Annotated in this window: 19 protein-coding genes and 1 pseudogene; 5 read left to right on the top strand and 15 right to left on the bottom strand. The window is 58.8% G+C overall.

Annotated features, from left to right (window positions below; translation table 11 throughout):
* Positions 1 to 28 precede the first annotated feature (28 nt).
* The 5 genes and pseudogenes from ACNA0J_RS14445 to ACNA0J_RS14425 form a co-directional block, all read right to left on the bottom strand.
* Positions 29 to 745, bottom strand: coding sequence for a FecR domain-containing protein (locus ACNA0J_RS14445; protein ID WP_415819584.1), 717 nt, complete (start codon positions 743 to 745; stop codon positions 29 to 31).
* A 120-nt stretch (positions 746 to 865) separates the two neighbouring features.
* Positions 866 to 1,042: pseudogene (locus tag ACNA0J_RS14440) on the bottom strand (DUF4880 domain-containing protein); the annotation flags it as partial.
* 4 nt (positions 1,043 to 1,046) lie between these two features.
* Positions 1,047 to 1,559, bottom strand: a complete 513-nt coding sequence (locus tag ACNA0J_RS14435) for a sigma-70 family RNA polymerase sigma factor (RefSeq protein WP_415819583.1) — start codon at positions 1,557 to 1,559, stop codon at positions 1,047 to 1,049.
* 123 nt (positions 1,560 to 1,682) lie between these two features.
* Positions 1,683 to 2,909: a Hint domain-containing protein gene (locus ACNA0J_RS14430; protein ID WP_415819574.1), complete on the bottom strand. Its 1,227-nt coding sequence runs from the start codon at positions 2,907 to 2,909 to the stop codon at positions 1,683 to 1,685.
* Between the two features lie 449 nt (positions 2,910 to 3,358).
* The coding region (locus ACNA0J_RS14425; protein WP_415819573.1) for a class I SAM-dependent methyltransferase at positions 3,359 to 3,949 on the bottom strand (591 nt) is incomplete at its 3' end.
* Between the two features lie 341 nt (positions 3,950 to 4,290).
* On the opposite strand from ACNA0J_RS14425, the gene ACNA0J_RS14420 reads away from it, so the two are divergent.
* The gene (locus tag ACNA0J_RS14420) at positions 4,291 to 5,811 is read left to right on the top strand and encodes a DASS family sodium-coupled anion symporter (protein ID WP_415819572.1); all 1,521 of its coding nucleotides are present in this window, start codon (positions 4,291 to 4,293) and stop codon (positions 5,809 to 5,811) included.
* 10 nt (positions 5,812 to 5,821) lie between these two features.
* Positions 5,822 to 6,877: an Ldh family oxidoreductase gene (locus ACNA0J_RS14415; protein WP_415819571.1), complete on the top strand. Its 1,056-nt coding sequence runs from the start codon at positions 5,822 to 5,824 to the stop codon at positions 6,875 to 6,877.
* Positions 6,878 to 6,993: 116 nt separating this feature from the next.
* On the opposite strand, the gene ACNA0J_RS14410 is transcribed toward ACNA0J_RS14415, so the two are convergent.
* The 7 genes from ACNA0J_RS14410 to ACNA0J_RS14380 form a co-directional block, all read right to left on the bottom strand.
* On the bottom strand, positions 6,994 to 8,109 hold the full coding sequence (locus ACNA0J_RS14410) for a CaiB/BaiF CoA transferase family protein (protein WP_415819570.1): 1,116 nt from the start codon (positions 8,107 to 8,109) through the stop codon (positions 6,994 to 6,996).
* Positions 8,110 to 8,115: 6 nt separating this feature from the next.
* Positions 8,116 to 8,691 carry a nuclear transport factor 2 family protein gene (locus tag ACNA0J_RS14405; RefSeq protein WP_415819569.1) on the bottom strand — a complete coding sequence of 192 codons (576 nt, stop codon included), beginning with the start codon at positions 8,689 to 8,691 and terminating at the stop codon, positions 8,116 to 8,118.
* 56 nt (positions 8,692 to 8,747) lie between these two features.
* Positions 8,748 to 9,716: a Bug family tripartite tricarboxylate transporter substrate binding protein gene (locus tag ACNA0J_RS14400; protein WP_415819568.1), complete on the bottom strand. Its 969-nt coding sequence runs from the start codon at positions 9,714 to 9,716 to the stop codon at positions 8,748 to 8,750.
* Between the two features lie 67 nt (positions 9,717 to 9,783).
* Positions 9,784 to 10,662 (bottom strand): patatin-like phospholipase family protein, encoded by an 879-nt coding sequence (locus tag ACNA0J_RS14395; RefSeq protein WP_415819567.1) that lies wholly within the window; start codon positions 10,660 to 10,662, stop codon positions 9,784 to 9,786.
* Entirely contained in the window at positions 10,662 to 11,882 is a 1,221-nt protein-coding gene (locus ACNA0J_RS14390) for a CaiB/BaiF CoA transferase family protein (RefSeq protein ID WP_415819566.1), read from the bottom strand. The genes ACNA0J_RS14395 and ACNA0J_RS14390 overlap by 1 nt, the downstream gene beginning before the upstream one ends.
* A gap of 3 nt (positions 11,883 to 11,885) precedes the next feature.
* Complete coding sequence (locus ACNA0J_RS14385; RefSeq protein WP_415819565.1) at positions 11,886 to 13,859, bottom strand: FAD-dependent oxidoreductase; 1,974 nt, start codon at positions 13,857 to 13,859, stop codon at positions 11,886 to 11,888.
* Between the two features lie 108 nt (positions 13,860 to 13,967).
* A complete protein-coding gene (locus tag ACNA0J_RS14380) occupies positions 13,968 to 14,927 on the bottom strand; it encodes a Bug family tripartite tricarboxylate transporter substrate binding protein (protein WP_415819564.1) in 960 nt (319 codons plus the stop codon).
* A gap of 188 nt (positions 14,928 to 15,115) precedes the next feature.
* On the opposite strand from ACNA0J_RS14380, the gene ACNA0J_RS14375 reads away from it, so the two are divergent.
* Positions 15,116 to 15,889: an IclR family transcriptional regulator gene (locus tag ACNA0J_RS14375; protein WP_415819563.1), complete on the top strand. Its 774-nt coding sequence runs from the start codon at positions 15,116 to 15,118 to the stop codon at positions 15,887 to 15,889.
* A 111-nt stretch (positions 15,890 to 16,000) separates the two neighbouring features.
* Positions 16,001 to 16,465, top strand: a complete 465-nt coding sequence (locus ACNA0J_RS14370; RefSeq protein WP_415819562.1) for a hypothetical protein — start codon at positions 16,001 to 16,003, stop codon at positions 16,463 to 16,465.
* 101 nt (positions 16,466 to 16,566) lie between these two features.
* On the opposite strand, the gene ACNA0J_RS14365 is transcribed toward ACNA0J_RS14370, so the two are convergent.
* Both ACNA0J_RS14365 and ACNA0J_RS14360 read right to left on the bottom strand, forming a co-directional pair.
* Positions 16,567 to 16,746, bottom strand: coding sequence for a hypothetical protein (locus tag ACNA0J_RS14365; RefSeq protein ID WP_415819561.1), 180 nt, complete (start codon positions 16,744 to 16,746; stop codon positions 16,567 to 16,569).
* A gap of 117 nt (positions 16,747 to 16,863) precedes the next feature.
* On the bottom strand, positions 16,864 to 17,193 hold the full coding sequence (locus ACNA0J_RS14360; RefSeq protein ID WP_415819560.1) for a hypothetical protein: 330 nt from the start codon (positions 17,191 to 17,193) through the stop codon (positions 16,864 to 16,866).
* A gap of 341 nt (positions 17,194 to 17,534) precedes the next feature.
* On the opposite strand from ACNA0J_RS14360, the gene ACNA0J_RS14355 reads away from it, so the two are divergent.
* Positions 17,535 to 19,994 (top strand): penicillin acylase family protein, encoded by a 2,460-nt coding sequence (locus tag ACNA0J_RS14355; RefSeq protein WP_415819559.1) that lies wholly within the window; start codon positions 17,535 to 17,537, stop codon positions 19,992 to 19,994.
* Positions 19,995 to 20,079: 85 nt separating this feature from the next.
* On the opposite strand, the gene ACNA0J_RS14350 is transcribed toward ACNA0J_RS14355, so the two are convergent.
* Complete coding sequence (locus tag ACNA0J_RS14350) at positions 20,080 to 20,301, bottom strand: hypervirulence associated TUDOR domain-containing protein (RefSeq protein ID WP_415819558.1); 222 nt, start codon at positions 20,299 to 20,301, stop codon at positions 20,080 to 20,082.
* Between the last annotated feature and the right edge of the window lie 44 nt (positions 20,302 to 20,345).

The following is a 20,345-nucleotide window of genomic DNA, read 5'->3' as shown; positions in this document are numbered from 1 at the left end:
TCGATGCGAAAAGTTTTTTCCCTAGGCCTTAATCAGCCGGTACGACCGTCGCCCAGAAACGGGTACGCCGCTGCACGCGTACCGGCAGCACGCTGGGCAGCGTGGCCAGGATGCGGTCGGTGTCGGCCAAGGGGAAGACCCCCGAAAGACGTAGACCCGCGATTTGGGGATCTACGCGCAGGATGCCCGGCCGGTAGCGATCCAGTTCAGCCAGAAAGTCGTCAAGCCGCTGCTCGTCAGCCACCAATTGACCTCGCACCCACGCATCCGCTCGGTCGTCGATCGAGCGCGGCGCTTCGACCGCGTTGCGGCTGAACTCGGTCTGTTGACCGGCTTGTAGCAGACGGGCACTGCCGGACTCGGCCCAGGGGGAGATTTCCACTGCGCTTTCCAGAACCGCAACACTGGTCCGCCCGGTGCGCTGTCGTACAGTGAAACGGGTGCCCAGCGAACGGATGCTGCCTTCGGCGGTCGTCACCAGCAGCGGCCGCGGATCGGCCAGGCCTGGTTCGTGGCGAGTGGTAATCATGATCTCGCCCGCCACCAATAGGATGCGGCGTTGGTTTGCATCGAAGCGCAGATTCACCGCGCTATCCGTGTTGAGCGTCAGCCGGGTGCCGTCATCCAGTGTGAAGTCGCGTTGCTCGCCGGTGCTGCTGCGGTAATCGGCCACGCTGGCCTGCCAGGTGCCGGAGCGAGAAGCGAGGAGCCCGACGCCGGTGGCTAATCCACCCCACAGTAGCATTCGGGTGGCCCTTCGGCGGGCGGTGGAGGACGGCCGGTCGCTCGCGCTGTAGGACGACAGGGCCGCGTAAGCCGGAGCGCGCTCCAACGATTTCATCCGGCCCGTGACGGACTCGACGTGCTGCCAGGCGGCTTCATGGTCGACATGCGCCTGGCGCCATTGACGCCATTGGCGTTGCTGCTCATCGCCAACCTCTCCGGACATCAGCAGGGTGAGCCAGTCCGCAGCAGCATCCGCAGTAGCCCGACTGATGGTCCGGCCACTGGGCAGGGTCAATGTGTCGCTATGGGAGGCCATGAGGTCAGACCGCCAGCGCGAACATGCATTCGCGGTTGGCCCTGGTCAGATATTGCTTTACCGAACTGGTCGAGGTCCCCAACCGCTCGGCGATCTCGGCGTAGCTCAGTTCGACCAAGTGTGCCAGCAGAAAGGCTTCCCGCACCTTGGGAGGTAGGCCATCGAGCACGCGGTCGATCTGCTGCAGGCTCTCGACGGCCATCAGCCGCGCTTCCGGCGAGGGGGCTACTTCTTCCGGCAGGCAGGCGAGGGCCTCGAGGTAAGCGGTTTCGAGCAACTGCCGGCGGTGGCGGTGCGCGAGGAGCCGACGGGCGACTGTTGCCAGGAACGGACGCGGCTCCCGGATCTCGATAGCCGCAGTCTTGCGGTCCAACAGGCTCAGAAAAGTGTCCTGCGCCAGGTCGGCTGCCGCGAACGTGTCGCCTACGCGCCTGCGCAGCCAGCCTTGAAGCCACGTGCTGTGCTCGACATACAGCCCGGCCAAATCATCGGTAATAGGTTGGTCCTGGGCGGGCATGGGGTGGAGCAGGGGAGGATGAAATAAAATGAGAATTGATCTCATTATACATACTCGACTTAATCGATTCGGCAGCCCCGTCTCGCACGAGTCATGTGCGTCTACAACCGTCAGGGAAAGACACTATCCGTTCGCAACGGCGATGGGCGCTTCAAAGCTCGGCAGGCTCATCGCACGAACGGCATATTTTTCCTGGAGCGCCTTCTCCGCATCGTAGTCGCGCAACACCGTAAATCCAGGACGATCAGCGCGACGACGTTTGCGATCTTGCGGCCGCAGTTCGGACACAGGCACGTTCTGGAAAAAATCTCGATTGCCACCGTCAGCCCACGATTCGGAATACACGCCATGTGCGATCACCACGTCGAACTGATCCAATTCCACGTGGTAGTACTCCACCCATTCCGTGCGTGGCTCTTGCACGATGGTGCTGCCATTGACGAGACACTTCGCGCGTACCAGCACGCCGTCCAGCCATAGATGGTGCCAGGGCGACACCAGCAGATCGGCGTCCGGCATATTCGCGGCAAAGGCGTGCTGCCTGATCCTGATAGGCAGGGTCGCGGCACGCTCGTCATCGGTGCGCAGTAGCGCGACACGGTACTTGCGCCAGCCTATCCATTTCACGGTGCGCCATCCGGATTGGCCCAGGACTTGATCACCAGGTTGCAATGCCTCGATAGCGACGCTGCCGCGTGGTGTACGTAAGCGCGACCCTTTCAGAAAGCAGACCGGCATCACAAAATCGCCGTTGGTGAAATAGCTTTGCGGATCGTCAGCAATGACGGCTCCTACGCTCGACGGCATGCCCTGGAACGACATCGTTACCGGCAAGGCGCCGCTTACGAAATGAACTGTGCCCGTCTCGGATGTCGGATCGTAGCTGAACTGCATAAAGGCGGCGCCGGGCACATGAATAGAATCCCCCGCGCTCATGCCATTTATCGTGATAGGGCTCGTGATGCCGGAACTCACGTATGTGAAACTACCATCACCATCGCCGCCGAACTCCACATTTAACTTCACGGTACCGCCATTAGGTACAGGACCCGTAAACTGATTCACCGTAGCCGAGGAGGTCCCATCGATCACCAGCTTGCCCGGTATCTGATCGGCACCGGTGGTAGCAAACAACAAGTCTGGCGTGTCCAGGGTCGCGCCGTTGGTCACGACCACAGTCGCGCCCGTCGTCGGAAACATAAACAGCGGGACCGACACTGTCAGATCCACGCCGTCGACGGTCAGCGTATGAGGACCGGGGAGCAGGGTGGCGCTGTTAATACCCGGATCTGCATTGGTCTGATCGACCGTCGCGTCGGCAGCCTTCAGATCGAAAAAGAAACTCGCCATTTTTTATTGCGCCTTATTAGTGGCAGGGACGTAGCATCAGCGTCCACGTCGCCGGGTTGTCACTCGAGTTCTAAAGCCGTGCCCGCCGAGGAGAGTCTATAACTAATTGAAACAATCATTAGGGCTTGATTACAACAGATGCTCGTGAGGCAATTATATTTTATTTTTTTACAAATTTATTCTATATATGACATTGAGAGAGTCGCGCTAACGACCTCAAGAACGAGGCTCCGCGCGTACTCCAGTAAACGAAACACCACACCGAACCCGGGGTTATCACTGCTGTGCCAGACGGGATCGATACCAGCCTCACGCTGGACATGGCTTCATTACCGCTCGGCGCTTACCACAAGCCATCGCCCGTAAATCGATTGCGGGCTGCCCGCCTGTTCCCAATAGTGGGCTTCGTCGGCATCTGCAGCGTGAGCGGCCTTGCGGCGGCAGTAGGNCGCCGCCGGCCAGCCCAATAGGCGTTCAACGAGTCGCTTTGGCTTCGGTTCGTCGACCTCGTGCAGTTCAATTTGCCGAAATCCTGAAGTGCTGAGCACCAGGTGCAGTTGGGGAAATGAAAATGGAAAATGCGTGATGTAGTCGCCCCGCTTTTTGCCATACATCGGGCTGAACCCTGAGTGAAATCCTCGCAAGAAGAACTGTCCTCGCGATCTGACGTGCCATGAATTCGGCGTGGTGACAATCAATTTGCCGCCGGGCCGCAGCACATCGCGAAAGCCTTTCAGGGCAGATCCTGGGTTGGTGAGCAAATGAATGGCTTCGCAGCAAACTACCGCATCGTATTCGCGGGGCATCTTGGGCAAGGGCTCGTCCAGATCGTGTTCACGGACCATCCCATAGGCAGGCACCTCCACCGGGTATTCCCACAACCCCAAACCGTCGATCTGCAAATCCGGCTGAAGTCGGGAGAATTCATGTCCCAGCCACCCATGGCCGCATGGAGCATCCAGGACCGCGCGAGCCGGCTGCCTTTGCAAGATATCGAGGACCACCGGGTGGTAGGGTTTTTTGATCAGGTGTGGCTGCACTGTGGTTTCCGTCCGTACTGCATGTCGTACAAGCGTAAGCCAAGAATGCCTGAAACTCTCGTGCATAGATGGGCTTGTCTCGGCCAGAAATGAGCGAATAGGACAGGGGTAGGGGCCTCGCCGTTCGTGATCGGCGTCGATTATCACGAAGGAAATTGATTACGTGGTTTGGTATTGATATTTCGCAATAATCTTGTGCAAAAGTGGAGTAGTGTTTCTCGTTCCTCCGTTACATTGTTATAGAATGTTCTCGTGTTGCCTGCGACCCGTTGTTATTCGCGGCGCTATTCGCGAACAGCTCCGGTTGCATTCGACCCCCATCTTGGTTACCGGAGAAAGGCATGTCTGAGCCTGTCGCTGTTCCCGTTAAACCCGCTTCATCCGCGGCCCCGCCCGCCAGTCCCCCCAGCAAAGCAAAAATCCCCATTGGCTTGATCGCCGGGGTGATTGCCATGCTCGCTGTCCTGTTTATGCCGATGTCTGACGCACTGCCCGTGGCAGGGCATCGCATGTTGGCCATCCTGGTGTTTGCGGTGGTGGTATGGATCACCGAGGCCGTGTCGTACGAAGCCAGCGCCATCATGATTACAACCTTGATGGCGTTTTTATTGGGTACTGCTCCGACGGTGCAGGACCCCAGCGTCCTATACGGTACCTCTCGGGCTATCACGATGGCGTTGACGGGGTTTTCAAATTCTGCACTCGCCCTGGTGGCTGGCGCGTTATTCATCGCCGCTGCCATGACGTTTACCGGCTTGGATAAACGGATCGCACTGGTCACCTTATCTAAAGTCGGGACCAGCACGCGCCGCATCATGATGGGCGCGATTGCGGTCACGATTGTGCTCAGCCTGGTGGTGCCTTCTGCGACGGCGCGCAGTGCTTGCGTGGTGCCGATCATGATGGGGGTCATCGCTGCGTTTGGCGTGGAAAAGCGCTCGCATATTGCCGCCGGCATCATGATCATCGTGGCGCAGGCCACCAGTATCTGGAACGTCGGCATTCAAACTGCCGCCGCACAGAACCTGCTGACGGTGGGCTTTATGGACAAGATGCTGGGCCAGCGTGTGGCCTGGTCCGACTGGCTGATCGCCGGTGCGCCGTGGGCCATCATCATGTCGGCGTTTCTCGTGGTCCTCGTGCTGAAACTGTTGCCCCCCGAAACGGACGCAGTCCAGGGCGGCAAGGAAGCCGTCGAGCAATCGCTGCGTGATCTCGGACCCATGACGGGGCCGCAAAAGCGGCTGATGATCGTATCGGTCCTGTTGCTGCTCTGCTGGTCAACCGAAGGAAAACTGCACAGTTTCGATACCACGTCGACGACGTATTTTGGTTTGGTGTTGCTGATGCTGCCGCGTATCGGCGTCATGACATGGAAAGACGTGCAGTCGCGTATTCCGTGGGGTACGGTGATTGTGTTCGGGGTGGGCATCAGCCTGGGCACCGCACTATTGACCACGCAGGCCGGCCAATGGCTGGGCTCTCAGGTGGTGGCCAATACCGGCCTGGATAAAGTCGGATCCGTGGGTATCTTTGCGATCCTGGGTGTTTTCCTGATTCTGATTCACCTGGGTTTTGCCAGCGCGACGGCGTTGACGTCCGCCATGTTGCCGATTTTGATCTCGGTGCTGCAAACCTTGCCGGGCGATTTCAACCGCCTGGGCATGACGATGCTGCTGGGTTTCGTGGTGAGCTACGGCTTCATGCTGCCCATCAACGCACCGCAGAATATGGTCTGCCTGGGTACGGAAACCTTTACCGCCAAACAGTTTGCCAAGGTCGGTATCGGCGTCACGATCGTGGGTTTCGGGTTGATGTTGGTGATGGCTGCAACGTACTGGCGCTGGCTGGGCTGGATGTGAGGATGCTGCGATGAAGATACGTATCGAAGACGCCATCGCTTATGGCACCGCGCTGTTGCAGGCGCAAGGCATACCCGACGACATCGCCGCCAATGTGGCCGAGCATCTGGTGGAGTCAGACCGTGTTGGCTATACCAGCCATGGCCTGTCCATTCTGCCGAATTACCGCAAGGTACTGGAAAAGGGACTGGCCAACGGCTCGGCGCGTCCCACGGTGATGTACGACCATGGGCCCATGCTGGCTTTTGAAGGCAATCAAGGCCTGGGCCAGCACGTGGGCAAGGTGATCATGCAGCAAGCCTTGGAGCGCACGCGCGAACACGGTCAATGCATTGTGACGCTGCGCAATAGCCATCATCTGGGCCGCATGGGTTTTTACGGTGAAATGGCCGCGCACGACGGCTTTATCCTGCTGGCGTTCACCAACGTGATCAACCGTGAGCCTACCGTAGCGCCGTTCGGCGGAGCGCAGGCTTGCATGACGACGAATCCCTTGTGCTTTGCGGGCCCGCTGCCAGATGGCCGCCCGCCTTTCCTGGTGGACATGGCGACGAGCTCGATTGCCGTGAACAAGGCGCGCGTGTTGGCTGCAAATGGCCAGCAGGCACCGGAGGGATCGCTGATCGATGCGCAAGGGAATCCGACTACGGACCCTAATGCGTTGTTTACCGATCCTCCCGGGGCGTTGCTGCCCTTTGGCGGGCACAAAGGTTATGCGATGGGCCTGGTGGCCGAGCTGTTGGCCGGCGTACTGTCGGGTGGCGGCACTATACAGCCGGCTCGTCCGCGCAAAGGTGCAGCGATGAACAATATGTTCGCGTTGCTGCTCGATGCCCGTGTGGGTTTTCAAGCGGATTGGCGCATTCAGGAGGTCGGCGCTTTTATCGACTATCTGCATGCATGCAAGCCGCAGCCGGGTGTGGATGCCGTGCAGTATCCGGGTGAATACGAGGCCGCGAATCGCGCGCGGAATAAGCATCAGATCGAGTTTGCTCCCGCGATTTGGGACAGCTTGGCAAAGTTGGGCGGCGAGCTCAACGTGTCACTGCCGGCATCGGCGGACTGAGTTGCCTCTGTTCTGATCCCAGGCGGTCTTGGTGCGATCGACGTGACGCTGTTCTTGTATACGTCGATCGCGGCAACGTAGCTGCATAGCGTCAGGCTGACCAACCGTTGTGTCGACTATTCACGCAGCCAATCATTCAGGACTTCCTCGGTATGTTGCCCAGGAGCAGGCGGCGCACTGCGTACGCTGGCAGGTGTGCGGCTGAACCGCGGCGCCGGCGCCGGTTGCACGACGCCATCCACCTGAACAAAGCTGCCACGCGCCTGCATCTGCGGATGGTGTGGGGCCTCGGCCATGGACAGCACCGGCGCGTAACAGGCATCACTGTCCGCCAAGCGCTGTTCGATCTCGGCCAACGTCATGGCCGCTACCGCGTCGGCGATTACCTGACGCAACCGTGGCCACGCGGCATGATCGTTGCGGGGCGGCAATGTCTCCGGATCCAAACCCAGACGCCGAATCAGTTCTTCATAGAAACGAGGCTCGACGGCGGCGAAGGACACATAGCGTTGATCACAGGTGCGATAAACGCCATACCATGGCGCTGCGCCGTCCAACAGATTTGATCCGCGCGCGTCACGCCACACGCCCGCAGCGCGTAAACCATACGTACTAGCCATCAGCAGATTGACGCCGTCGACCATGGCGGCGTCGACGACCTGGCCCTTGCCGGAATGCAGGGACTCGATATGAGCTGCCAACATGCCTGCTAATAGCAACATGCCGCCGCCACCAAAGTCACCGATCAAGTTCAGTGGCACGACAGGATCGCCATCCGGCTGGCCGATGGCGTGTAACGCTCCCGTCAGGGCAATGTAATTCAGGTCATGTCCCGCGACGTTGGCCATCGGTCCGGTTTGGCCGAAGCCCGTGACGCGGCCATAGACCAGTGCCGGATTGCGGGCCAGGCAGTCCTGTGGTCCGATGGACAGCCGTTCCATCACACCGGGGCGGAAACCTTCAATCAGCATATCCGCTTTGTCCACCAGGCGCAGCAGTGTTGCCACGCCAGTCTCTGTCTTGAGATCCAATGCTACCGACCGGCGGCTGCGATTCAGGACTTCGAATGTGGGCGGGATGGGAATTCCCCGCGCTGGAGCATTGGCACGTTCGATTCGCACCACGTCGGCGCCCATGTCGGCAAGCATCATGGCGCAAAATGGCGCGGGACCGAAGCCCGCCATCTCGATGACACGAATGCCATCAAGCGGACCGTTGCTGCTGTTTTGCATATGGTCTCAACCTAGTCGCAGTTCACGTCTGGCCACCTGCATAGCGTCCTCGCCATCGCGCCGTCCCAGTATCCAGCCTTCATGTGGCTGCAGGGCCTGTGTTTTGACGTCGACCAGCTGTTTCCAATCCTGGATCAGGGTGCGATGCGCGATTTTCCACTGCCCGTCTCGCCGTTCCATTCGATCCAGATAGCGTGACGACGTGAACATATCCACCGCGGCATCGGGATCGCCGCTGGCGCCGCCGGTCAACTGAGACAACTGAGATTTGGCGCCCTGCGGATACTGCTGGATCGTCCGAACGTAGGATTCGACCAGTGCAATGTCCTCGGTCGCAAACTCGATGAGCAGGTTGCCGACGAAATGGCTGGAAAAGGGGATGGGTTTGTGCCGCACCATTATCCAGTCCACCAGGCCCTCGATGGGACCGATATAGGGGCCGTGGCTGTCTATCGCCCCTGGATAGAAGAGGTCCAGGATACCCTGGCGGTCCAGGCGGTCTACCGCTCGGCACCAGCGATAGATGACATCCTGGATCATGAAGCGGTCGGCAATGCGTTCGGGGCTGTACTGTTCGATCACTGTCGGATTCCTTATGGTGGAAAGGGCAACGCCGTGGGTTGCCACGGGGAGGGGGTTTACGACGATGTGAAATTGACCTGTGCGGACAAGGCTCGGATCGTTTCGCTTTCTGTCGTTATCAGGGTTCGAATTTGCGACGGTGAGCCGCCGACGGGTGTGGCGCCATAGGACTCCAGTAGTTGGCGAACTGCGTCGTCCTTCAGCATGTCGTTCAACACTGCGTTCAATTTCTGTATGACCTCGGCAGAGGTGCCCGATGGCGCTGCGACACAGAACCAAGGCGCCATGACGTAGTCCGGCAAACCCGCTTCGATCATGGTCGGCAGTTGCGGCAGCAGAGGAGAGCGGTCTCTTGATGTGACCGCCAACGCTTTCAGCTTGCCAGCCTTGATCAGCTCCAGCGACGACGAAATATTGTCGATCGTGAAATCGATCGAGCCTCCCATGAGGTCTGCGAGCATGGGGGCGCTGCCCTTATAGGGCACGTGCTGCGCTTGAACACCTGCCCGCAGTTTGAATAATTCGGCGGATACGTGAGAGCTCGACGCCAGGCCAGGACTGCCATGATTCAATTTTCCCGGATTGGCCTTCATGTAGGCGATGAGTTCCTGGACCGAACCCACCGGCAGGCCGGGCCGTATCATCATCACATTCGGGGTTTCGGCAATATTGATGACGGGGTCAAAAGAATCGATCTTGAATGCCAGATTGTCGTAAACAAAATGATTGGTCACGATCGTACCGACCGATCCCATCAGCAAGGTATAGCCGTCCGGCGCGGCACGTGCCACCGCGGCTGTGCCGATAGTCCCGGTGGCGCCTGGCAAGTTTTCGACGATCACGGGCACGTCGAATGTTTTTTGCAGGTAATCGGCTGTGCGCCGGCCCAGGATATCGGTTGACCCGCCCGGGGGAAACGGCACCACAATACGGATATTCCTGACTGGCCACATATCTGCATATGACCAGCCGGGAATCATTAATGTGCTTGCCATCGCACATGCAATGAAATGTCTGCGCTCCATACTCATTGTCTGCTCCTTTGGTGTGATCTGCTTGTTGTCGTTGTGAGGTGCTGAGCACTGATCCTGCTTATTCCCTCCAGACAGAGGCCAATGCATCGGCCAGGCGCATGCCTTGCGCCAGCCCGGCTTCGGCACTGGGTTGGCGGCCGGCAGGGTCGAGGACATTGTCTCCAATCGCCTTGCGTGAATAGTCGTCTGGCAGCACTGCTTCTACGTGTGCGCCGGCGCGTTGCAGCACCAGGACTTCGGCGCGCAAATGGCCACTGACGGGGTTGGTGTCGCTATAGCCGAGCGGGGCAAGTACCAGCACGTGCTTACAACCCAGTGCAAGGTCCGCATTGGTCATGGATCGAATGCCGCCGTCCATGAGTTGCCTATCATCAAATGGCACGGTGGGCCATACGCCGGGGACAGCGCAGCTGGCCATCACGGCATCGGTCAGCGCTAGACCGGATTGCGCGTCCAGTACGACCAGTTCCGCCGTTGTTGCATCGACGGCTGTCAGACGCAGTGCGGTGGCGGGCCAGGCTGTGCGGCTCAGTCGCGCGCTGATGACAGCGCGGCGTGTGTCCAGCGATGGCGTCTCACTGCGTATGGCAAAGGCGCCTATCCGTCGGCGAGCCTTTGTGAGGTCACCCTGGACTTTATCCACCAGGACGCGGTTTTTCTGGTCGGCATCTTCTTGTGAATAGTGTCTAAATAGCTCACCTGATGCTTCGGCTGGCTGTTGCTGGCGCGCGAGTAATTCTTCGGCGGGCACGCCTTGGGCAAGTTCGGTGCTAACGACCGATCCGGCTGATGTTCCGATCAGCAAACAATCGGATGACACTATGATGCCGGCACGCGCCAATCCCGCCATGACGCCGATTTCCCAGGCAATGCCGGTGACGCCGCCTCCGCCGAAAACGACGCACTTCTCGAAGCCCTTCTCCATAGGGCGTTCCATCAGATCACCTTATCGGCGCGTAACTGATCCAACTCGTCGCGCGATAGTCCCAACAGACCTGCATACACTTCTTCATTGCTGTCACCGAGTTCCGGCGCCGGTGTGATGCTCTTTTCGGGAGCGTTCGAGAATTTGGGCACGACGCCTGTCATGCGGATAGGCCCGATCTTGGGGTCATGGACGGTAGTGATCGTGCCTCTGGCCTGATAGTGCGGGTCGTTCACCATGTCCGCCACGCTGTAAATGAACGAGTACGCGAGTTTGCCTTCGTCCAGGATGCGGCAGATCTCGTCGGTGGGCTTGCTCAGTATCCATTCAGCCACCCCGCGATTGAGCTCGTCCACATTTTCCCAGCGCGATTCGTGCGATACGAAGCGCGGATCCGTTGCCCAGTCCTGCCGTCCCATGACGGCGCACAGACGCTCAAACCCTGCATTAGCGGAGATCGTCAGGATGATGTAGCGGCCGTCACTCGTCAGGAAATGCTCGCCCGGCGCCGAGGCAAAATGGGTATTGCCACGCCGCTGCCGAGCCGTGCCCAGGCGGTCGTAGGCGGGAATCAGCACATCGGTGAATCTGGCGATGGACTCATACATGGCCAGATCGATTTCCTGTCCGCCGCCGTCATGCGTATCCCGGTGGTAAATGGCCATTAATAGCGCAAACGCGCCGAGGATCGCGGTCTGGTAGTCCGCAATCGATGTGCCGATCTTGACGGGCGGGCGATCAGGAAAACCGGTGATGCCCATGACTCCGCCGAACGCCAGTGCGATACGGTCGTAACCTGCGCGTGCATGGTAGGGCCCGGTCTGGCCAAAGCCCGAGATGCGCAAGAGGATGAGATCCTCGTTGTGTGCCTTCATGACGTCGTACGGCAAACCCCATTTTTCCAGGGTGCCGGGGCGAAAGTTTTCGACAACGGCATCGGCATGCGCGATCAGCTTCAATAGCAGCTCGCGCCCTTGCTGCGTACGCAAATCGAGCGTGACCGATTTCTTGTTGCGGTTCTCGACGCTCCAGTAAAGGCACACATCGTCCACATAGGGGCCGATGTCTCGAACCGTGTCGCCGCGTTCGGGGACCTCGACCTTGATCACCTCGGCCCCGAAGTCGCCAAATAGCGTGCACGCAACAGGGCCCGCGACCATCGTTCCTAAATCCAGAATCCGCAGCCCGCTCAACAGGTGGCCGGTGTTGCTCTCTGTGTTCATCGTGTTCATGATTTACTCCACTGCCTGTGGCTCGTCCTGACTGTCGCAGGGATGCTGCGCTTTCACGACGAAATCATCGAGCCGGGTATCGCGCAACATGTGCCAGTAGTCGTCATTGCGAAACGGTGTCGGGGCGACTACCTTGCCATTGGCGTTGCAATACCAGTTGGACATGCCTTTATGCGTCCAGATCATCTTGCGGTGGGCATCCTGGACGCGGCGGTTAAAGGTATCGTGCACGTCCTGCCGGACTTCGATTTCGAAATGCTCGTCGCCGGCCTGATCCATGGCTTGACGCAGCAAACCCAGCACGTAGCGCACTTGAATTTCCAGCGACGCGACGACGCTGCCGCCATGGCCCAGCGCGGTATTCGGTCCAGCCAGCACAAACAGGTTGGGGAACCCCGGGGTCGTCACGCCCAGGTAGGCCTCGGCCCCTTCGTTATCCCAACGTTCGCGTATGGATTCGCCTCCTCGTCCGTAAACCTCCACCGACGAGAGAAAATTCACGGCATCGAAGCCTGTCGCGATAATCAGGACATCCAATTCGTGTTGCTTTCCATCCTCGGTCCACACGGTGTTGCCGTCGACCCGGGCGATGTGGTTGTTTTCGAGCGTGACGTTGTCGCGCGTCATCGTGCGGTACCAGCCGTTATCCATCAGCATGCGTTTGCCGAATGGCGGGTAGTCCGGCAATACGCCGTCAAGCAACTCCTGTCTGTCGCCCAACTCGGTCTTGATGTAGTTGGTGAAATACTCGCGATGTTTGTCATTGCGGCGATTGATCGCACGCTCCGGATGCGGCCAGGACGCATCGACCTGCAGTGATGCATGTATGCGGTCATTGAATACCCAGGCCAGTCGCTGCCGATACCATTCTTGATAGAACGGGACTTCGCGCAACAGGAACCGCACACTATGCGGTACGTCTTTCTTGAATCGCTCGAAGGGCGCTGCCCATTGTTTGGAGCGTTGGAATACCGTCATGTGCTTTACCTGGCCGGCAGTGGCCGGCACGATCTGCATTGCGCTCGCGCCGTTGCCGATGATGCCCACGCGCTTGCCCGTGACATCCATGTCCGCCGGCCAGCGGGCGGTATGAAAACAAGGCCCAGTGAATGTGTCCAGCCCTTTGATGGACGGGTACTTCGGCACGTTCAGAATGCCGACGGCACTGATCACCACATCGGCGACCAATGTCTCTGTCTGGCCGTTCGGGCCTGTCACCGTCACCGACCAGGTGCAGCTCGACTCGTCATAGGCCAGGCGTTCGCATTGGGTGCTCACGCGAATGTGTTGACGCAGTTTGAAGTCGTCCACCACCTTCAGAAAATACCCTTGGATTTCGTCGCGCAGCGCGAAATATTTCGTCCAGTCCCGCTTGGCAAAGGAGAATGAATAAATATGATTCGGCGTATCGACGCCAGCGCCGGGATAGTGATTTTCGTACCACGTGCCGCCGATATCCGGGTTCTTTTCGATGACCGTATAGTCGATCCCTGCGCCTTGCAGCCGGATGGCGGCGCAGATGCCGGCGACGCCCGCGCCGATCACCACGACCTTGAAGCCCTCTCTCGGGTGGAATCGCTCGCGCTGATCCAGCTGAAACTCCGGGTCCAATCCCAACCAGGAAGCAATCATCGGCCCGTACGAGTCGGGGACGTCCTCGCCGATGCTGGTCGAGAGCATCCGGACCAGATCTTGTGGCGTCGGATCGGGCAGGGCAGGGGTCTGTCCCGCTTTCCAGTCCAGGATTGCCTGGTACGCCGTGTTTCTGATCTCGTCTTGAATGGTGTCGGGCAACCCACCGGAGTCGTTGTCATCGAGCCCGGCGATACGGCTGCACTGATAGGGTTCGGCCAGCCATTTCCGGTCTCCGGTCAAATGCACCAGGACCATCAGCAAGGTAGGTAAATTGGCCGATTGAAGCGCCTGGCGAAGATCTGATGACCAGTCCTGATTCTGGTTGGATTGCGTGATAGACATGCGATTTTCCTGCAAAGAGAAACAGCTCTCCCCGCCGTGCCGCAGTGGCGGCACGGTAATAGGCTCAAGCGAAAGGAATGCCGCTCCGACGGACCGGCTTGAAAAACGTTAGTTGGCTGCCATGCCGGAATTACGTACGACCTCACCCCATTTGTCGTAATCCACGTCGATCGTTTTCTGCAGGCCCTCGGGCGTGCTGCCGTCGGGCTGAAAACCCAGCGACATCAGTTTGTCTTTGAACTCGGGCTGCTCGACGATTTGATTGATTTGTTTATTCAGTTTGGCGATCACGTCTGATGGCGTGCCCTTGGGCGCCAGCAATGCAATCCATCCTACGGCATCGTAATCGGCCACTCCGGCCTCCTGCATCGTGGGCACCTCTGGCAGCACCGGCGAACGTTCGCGGTCCAGGACCGCTAACGGCCGCAATTTGCCGTCCTTGATGTTGCTCAGTTGGGCGCCGATACTGTCGATCATGATCGGTACCCGCCCGGCAATCACATCGATGGATGCGGCCGCGCCGCCTTTGTACGACGCCGACGTAATCTGCACATCGGCGCTGTGATTCAACAATTGCAGGGCCAGTTCGAACGCTTGGGCTCCCGAAGCGAACGTCATGTCCCCAGGCTTGGCCTTGGCCTGGGCGATCAGGTCCTTGACAGAGTTTTGCATCAAGCCTGGGCCGGCCAGCAGCACCATGGGGACCTTGGCGATCATGCTGACCGGCGCAAAATCTGTCTTGGGCGCGTATAACTGATTCTTTTGCAGATGAGGTCCGGTCACCAAGGTGCCGCTCACGCCGAGGCCCAATACATGGCCATCAGCGGGGCTTCGGGTCACGGTGCTCAGGCTCAGCATCCCGCCGACGCCAGGCTTGTTCTCTACGACGAACGCCTGCTTGTTCATTTCCTCCAGGTCCTTCGCCACGAGCCGGGCCACGATATCCGAGGCTCCGCCAGGGGGATATCCCACGATGATGCGAACTTGTTTGTCGGGATAGGTCCCCGCCAGGGCTGGCGTTCCCGCTACGGCCAGACTCGCGAGCGCCATCAGCAGCACGTGCTTCATTCGGTATTCCTCCTTTGGTGGTGTAGTGATTGTTATGACGGCCAGAGTATTTGCGCGACGACGAGTCGGGTCAAAGCGGATATGCGAAATCGATCACAATATGCACATTTGACATAAATCCGTCGTCACGCCTGAGGCATATATTCATAATATGCACATTATTGAGGCATCTACCGCGTGGTGTTTCCATGTCCATACCGACCAAAGTCTCTGGTGGCCAGTCTGTCTTTCGTGCACTGAGTTTGCTAAAGCTCGTGGGCATGCACCACGAGAGTGGCATTGCTCTGCGTACCTTGGTGGATGCCACGGGCCTGGATCGCACCACGGCCTATCGACTGGCCAGCATCCTGGTCGAAGCAGGCTTGGTCGAGCGTGATGACAAGAAACGCTATCGCCTCGGGCTGGAGGCGATGCAGCTCGGTTTGAAATCCATGAGCAGGGTGCCGATCCTGGAGCGGTGCCGGCCCTTGATGATCCGGCTTGCGCGTCGAACCGAAGACACCGTTTATGTCGTGGTTCGTAATGGCGACTATGCCCACTGCATTCACTACGAAGAAGGCACGTTTCCGATCAAGGCGCTGGTTCTGCAGATAGATGGTTTGCGCCTGCTTGGCGTGGGTTCAGCGGGCACGGCCTTGCTGTCGACATTGAGCGATGCCGAAATCAGGGAGTTTCACCGGCGTCAGCAAAAAGAGCTGCCGCCATCGCGCGCGAAGTTGGCCACGGTGCTCGATGAAATGCGGACCATCCGCAAGCTCGGCTACGCGTCGACCGAGAATCTGGTCGCCGACGGTGTGGGGGGCGTAGGCGTGGCGTTCGAGGTCACGCCGGGTTCTTATGCTGCCATCAGTGTGGGAGCGATACGTAGCAGGATGACACCGGAACGCACGCGCCGAATCGCTAAAATCATGATTGAAGAGCTGAGCGCAACGGGCTGGAAATCCAAGTCCTCGTCAGGATGATTGGAGGCGGCAACGTCTGATTCTCGGGCGGTGACGAGCGCCGGCTCGGCCTCGGATTTGCGACGAGGCGGACAATCTACAGATGTCGTATTTTTTCTCACAGGAGCGCACGTGCCCATTGTTCTAGCATTCATCGTGCTCGCGGCCATTATTTATGGTGCGGTTGCTTTGTACATGAGCGTTGCCGCAAAGTTCGGCTGGTTGGCGGGTGTAGGTGCCGATTTGCTGGCGGTCGCGCTGATCGTTGTTGTGATCGCCGGCTTCGTTCAACGGTACCGCACGATTCATGGCAAAACCGTCAATGGCAAACGTGGGTTGTCGCTAAAAGAATCCTGGGGTGGAATTCATATCGACGCCAATGAAAAGCGAGGTTCGTTGACGGTCGATGGCAGCAATGCTCAATTCATTTTCACGGATATCGGCAACGTCCGGGCGCTGACGCGCGACGGGCACTGGATGCTTGCATTGCATCTGGCGCACGACGCTCAAGGCGACTGGGAAATCCCCATGCCGGATCGCAAGCAAGCGCATCGCTGGGCCAAGATATTTACCTTGGCGGCCGAACAAAATCTTTGACTATCTCTGAGTCGCTGGCAGCAGCGGTGCCTGTCGCCGCCACGAGACCGTCATACCGAGAATAGTGCTCTTTCGGTAAAGCCACACCGAATAGACGCGTATCAAACCAGGGCGGTTGTCACCGATTGACGTTCCGGACCATACGCACGGGCGATCATGGCTATCCGCTGCTCGACGGTCATGGCGCGGAATTGGTCGTCAGTCAGTTCGCCAAAATTGTTGACGTATTCGTCCCAGAGCACGAGGTCGGAAGCAATCTGGCGGTAGGAATAGGGCTGCATGGCTGGGCTCCTTTCTGTCAGAGCCTGTAGTGTGCCTTGCGAATATGACATTTTTGCCGACGCCCTGTCGGCAATGAAAAGCGGCACCCGGGGGTGCCGCTGACTTGCAAGCAAGCTTTAGCTGCTGCTGCATGTATCAGACGTCCTCACTTCGTTTATAGCGGTCTCTTTGCGATTGGGGACATAGTTGTGGTCTAGCTGCAGGCCGGTTTTGCTGCCGGGGACGCACGAGTCGCCGCCTGCGCCGGTGGGCATTGCATAGCGGTTGTCAGTATTACTCTGACCACTTTGCGCCGGGTAGGTTGCGCCGGAGGGCGAGGTCTGGCCCGACGGCACGGGCGCATTGGACGGTACGCTCGTATCGGGTGCGCTTTGGGCATATGCACCGCTAGCCATGGCGCCTATGAAGGTTATCGCTGCAACCCGGGCAAGTAGTTCACGCTTCATGTGAGTTCTCCAAACGGTGTGTGGGCTCGGTGCACCGCAAATATCGTGCCGACGGTGACTACCGTAATTGGAATTCTGACGCCTGACTGCATGTAGGGCGAGTCTCGAACCGCAACGAACCGTCGGTAAATTTTTCTGTGCGGATACATAAACAGACGCTTCAAAAGCGCGGTGGTAGATCTTGATTCCCTCTCCAAAAGTCCTTTTTTATGCAGGATTGTTACGTTGATTGAAAAAAATCACGAAATACAACAATATTTCTCTGCCATCTGTTTACATTATTGGCAATGCGCCGGGACAGGTGCGACGGCGCTAGCAGGCCAACAGGGAGGAGGAGAGATATGCGTACGTTCAATCGCAAGATCGCCGCATGGCTGGCATGTGGCGCCGTGGCATTGCTGGCAGGTTGCGCGGGGCCGGGTGGCGACAAGCATGCCACCATCGATATGCCGGGTTTGACGCAGCCTGTAGAAATTCTGCGCGACCAGCACGGCGTGTCGCACATTTACGCCCAGAATCAACACGATCTGTTCTTTGCCCAGGGGTTCAGCGCGGCGCGCGACCGGTTGTGGCAACTGGATCTCTGGCGCCGGCAGGGCGAAGGCAAAATGGCCGAGCAGTTCGGCCCGCGTTTCGTCGAGCAAGATCGAGCCGCGCGCTTGTTTTTATACCGCGGCGATCTGCAGGCCGAGTTTGCCAGCTATCACCCCGAAGGGCAGGCGATCCTGACGGCCTTTGCCGATGGTATCAATGCTTATGTCGATTGGGTGAAGGCCAATCCCGAACAATTGCCCCCCGAATTCAAACTGACGGGTACCGAGCCGGGTTACTGGAGCCCGCAGACATCGCTGATCCGTATCTATGGGCTGACCCGTAACGCGACGAGTGAAGTCAAGCTGGCCCAGCAGATCGCGGCGCTCGGTGTGAATACTGTGCAGGACCTCGGCGTCTATGAGCCGCCCATTGCCTTGCAGGTACCGGCTGGATTGAACGTGAGCCAGATCAATGAAAACATTCTGGCCGACTACAACCTGGCTCGCAAGGGGCAGAAATTCGAAGCGGGCGATTTCCCTCGCAGTCCCTTGGCTGCGGCCGAGCGCGAAGAGCTCGCGCGCAGCCTGTCGGCCAATATGCTGGCCTCGCTGGACCCGGCCTTTGATCCGATGGCGCCTCGCTATGAGAGCAACAACTGGACCATCTCTGGCCAGCGCACAGCCACAGGCCGGCCGATTCTGGCGGGCGATCCGCATCGTGCGATCGCGATGCCATCGCTGCGCTACATGGTGCACCTGAACGCGCCGGGGTGGAATGTCATAGGCGCAGGTGAGCCAGCATTGCCTGGCGTATCTATGGGGCATAACGACCGTATCGCATTCGGCCTGACCATCTTTGCCTTTGCCGACGAAGAAGACCTCTACGTCTATGACACGAATCCGGCGAATCCCGATCAGTATCGTTATCGCGGCGGCTGGGAAAGCATGCGGTCCGTGGACGAATCGATTCCGGTACGAGGCCAGGCCGCTGCTGCACGGCAGTTGAAGTTCACCCGGCATGGGCCCGTCATTCACGAAGACCGCGTGGCTCACAAAGCCTACGCGCTGCGCGCCGCTTATCTGGAGTTTCCGGGAACGGCGGCCTACTTGGCCAGTTTGCGCCTGAATCAAGCCCAAAACTGGCAGGAGTTCGTCGCCGGTATGGAACGGCATTACACCCCTAGCGAAAACATGGTGTATGCCGACGTGGATGGCAATATCGGCTGGTTCGGCGGCAGCATCGCGCCGATTCGCCCACGCAAGGACTGGTCAGGCATGCTGCCGGTGCCGGGCAATGGCGATTACGAATGGAACGGTTTCCTGCCGACGCGTTCGCTGCCTAAAGCGTTCAACCCGCCTGAGGGCTATATCGCTACAGCTAATGAATACAACCTGCCTTATGACTATCCGTACAAGGACATGTCCGGGCGCGCTTGGGCAGAGCCGTTCCGTGTCAAGCGAATCCGAGAAGTCCTCGCCGATGCAAAGGGGCTGGATCTGGAGGCCTCGCAGCATCTGCAGTTCGACAATCTGTCGTTGCCGGCACGGACATTGACGGGCTATGCAAAGACGCTGAACTCTACCGATCCTGTGGTTGGCGAGGCACTGCGCTTGTTGAAGGACTGGGACTACCGCACCGAAGTCGATTCCGACGCCGCCACTGTGTATGAGTTCTGGTTGCCAGAGGTGGTCAAGCGAGTGTCCGAGCTCTATGTGCCTCCTCAGGGCAGCAAGGTGTTCGGTAACTTGGCGACGATCAAAGTGCTGGAAAAACTGGCGACGCCCGATGCGGCCTTCGGTCCGCGGCCAGAGCAGGGCCGGTCAGCGTTGCTGCTGGCCGCGCTCGGCGATGGGATGCGTAAGCTGACCGCGGCACTGGGTACCGATCCCAAACAATGGGAATGGGGGCGTCTGCATCATATCCAGTTCGAGCACGGCCTCGCTGGCCTACTACCGTCCGGCACCGCCAAAGCCTACGGCACGCCTCGCTATCCGGTCAGCGGCGACAACGATACGGTACATCGCGCGACATTCCGCAAGTCGGATTTCCGGCAAATCAGCGGCGCGTCGTATCGGCAGGTGATCGACGTAGGCAACTGGGATAACTCTCGCATCCAGAATACGCCGGGACAATCCGCCGATCCGCGCAGTCCGTATTACCGGAATCTGCTGGAGGGCTGGGCGACAGGGAAATATATTCCCATGGCATTCAGCCGTCAGAAAGTTGAGAGTGAATTGGGGGATACGTTGGTATTGCGGCCTCGATAGCGTTTGGTAAAAAGGCAGGCGGAATGCCTGCCTGACGCTGGTGTGGTATTGACGATGGCGCGGTTCGATGGAACCGCGCCATATCTTATTTATTACCCTTCACGTGCCTGAGTACTTCGCCTCGATGCGCCGCGATATGGTCAGTTTTGTCGCTCTTTATCTCGTACTGAGGGTGATCTGGCGAGGCACGGTGGGTATGTCCCTTGTAGTCGAAGTCCTCAGTATGGACGGCAATGATCGTGCCTGCTACGTGGCCCGCCTCGGAATTCCAGGATACGTGGTCGCCGATCTTGAATGTCTTGAGCATGGCTCGGGCTCCTTGTGTGCCGATGAGGGTTTCAGAGTAACTCT

The organism is Bordetella tumbae (assembly GCF_965139195.1).
GTDB classification, from domain to species: Bacteria; Pseudomonadota; Gammaproteobacteria; order Burkholderiales; family Burkholderiaceae_B; genus Bordetella_A; species Bordetella_A tumbae.
Note: the sequence above shows the minus strand (reverse complement) of the source record. Positions and strands in the feature narration are given on the sequence as shown.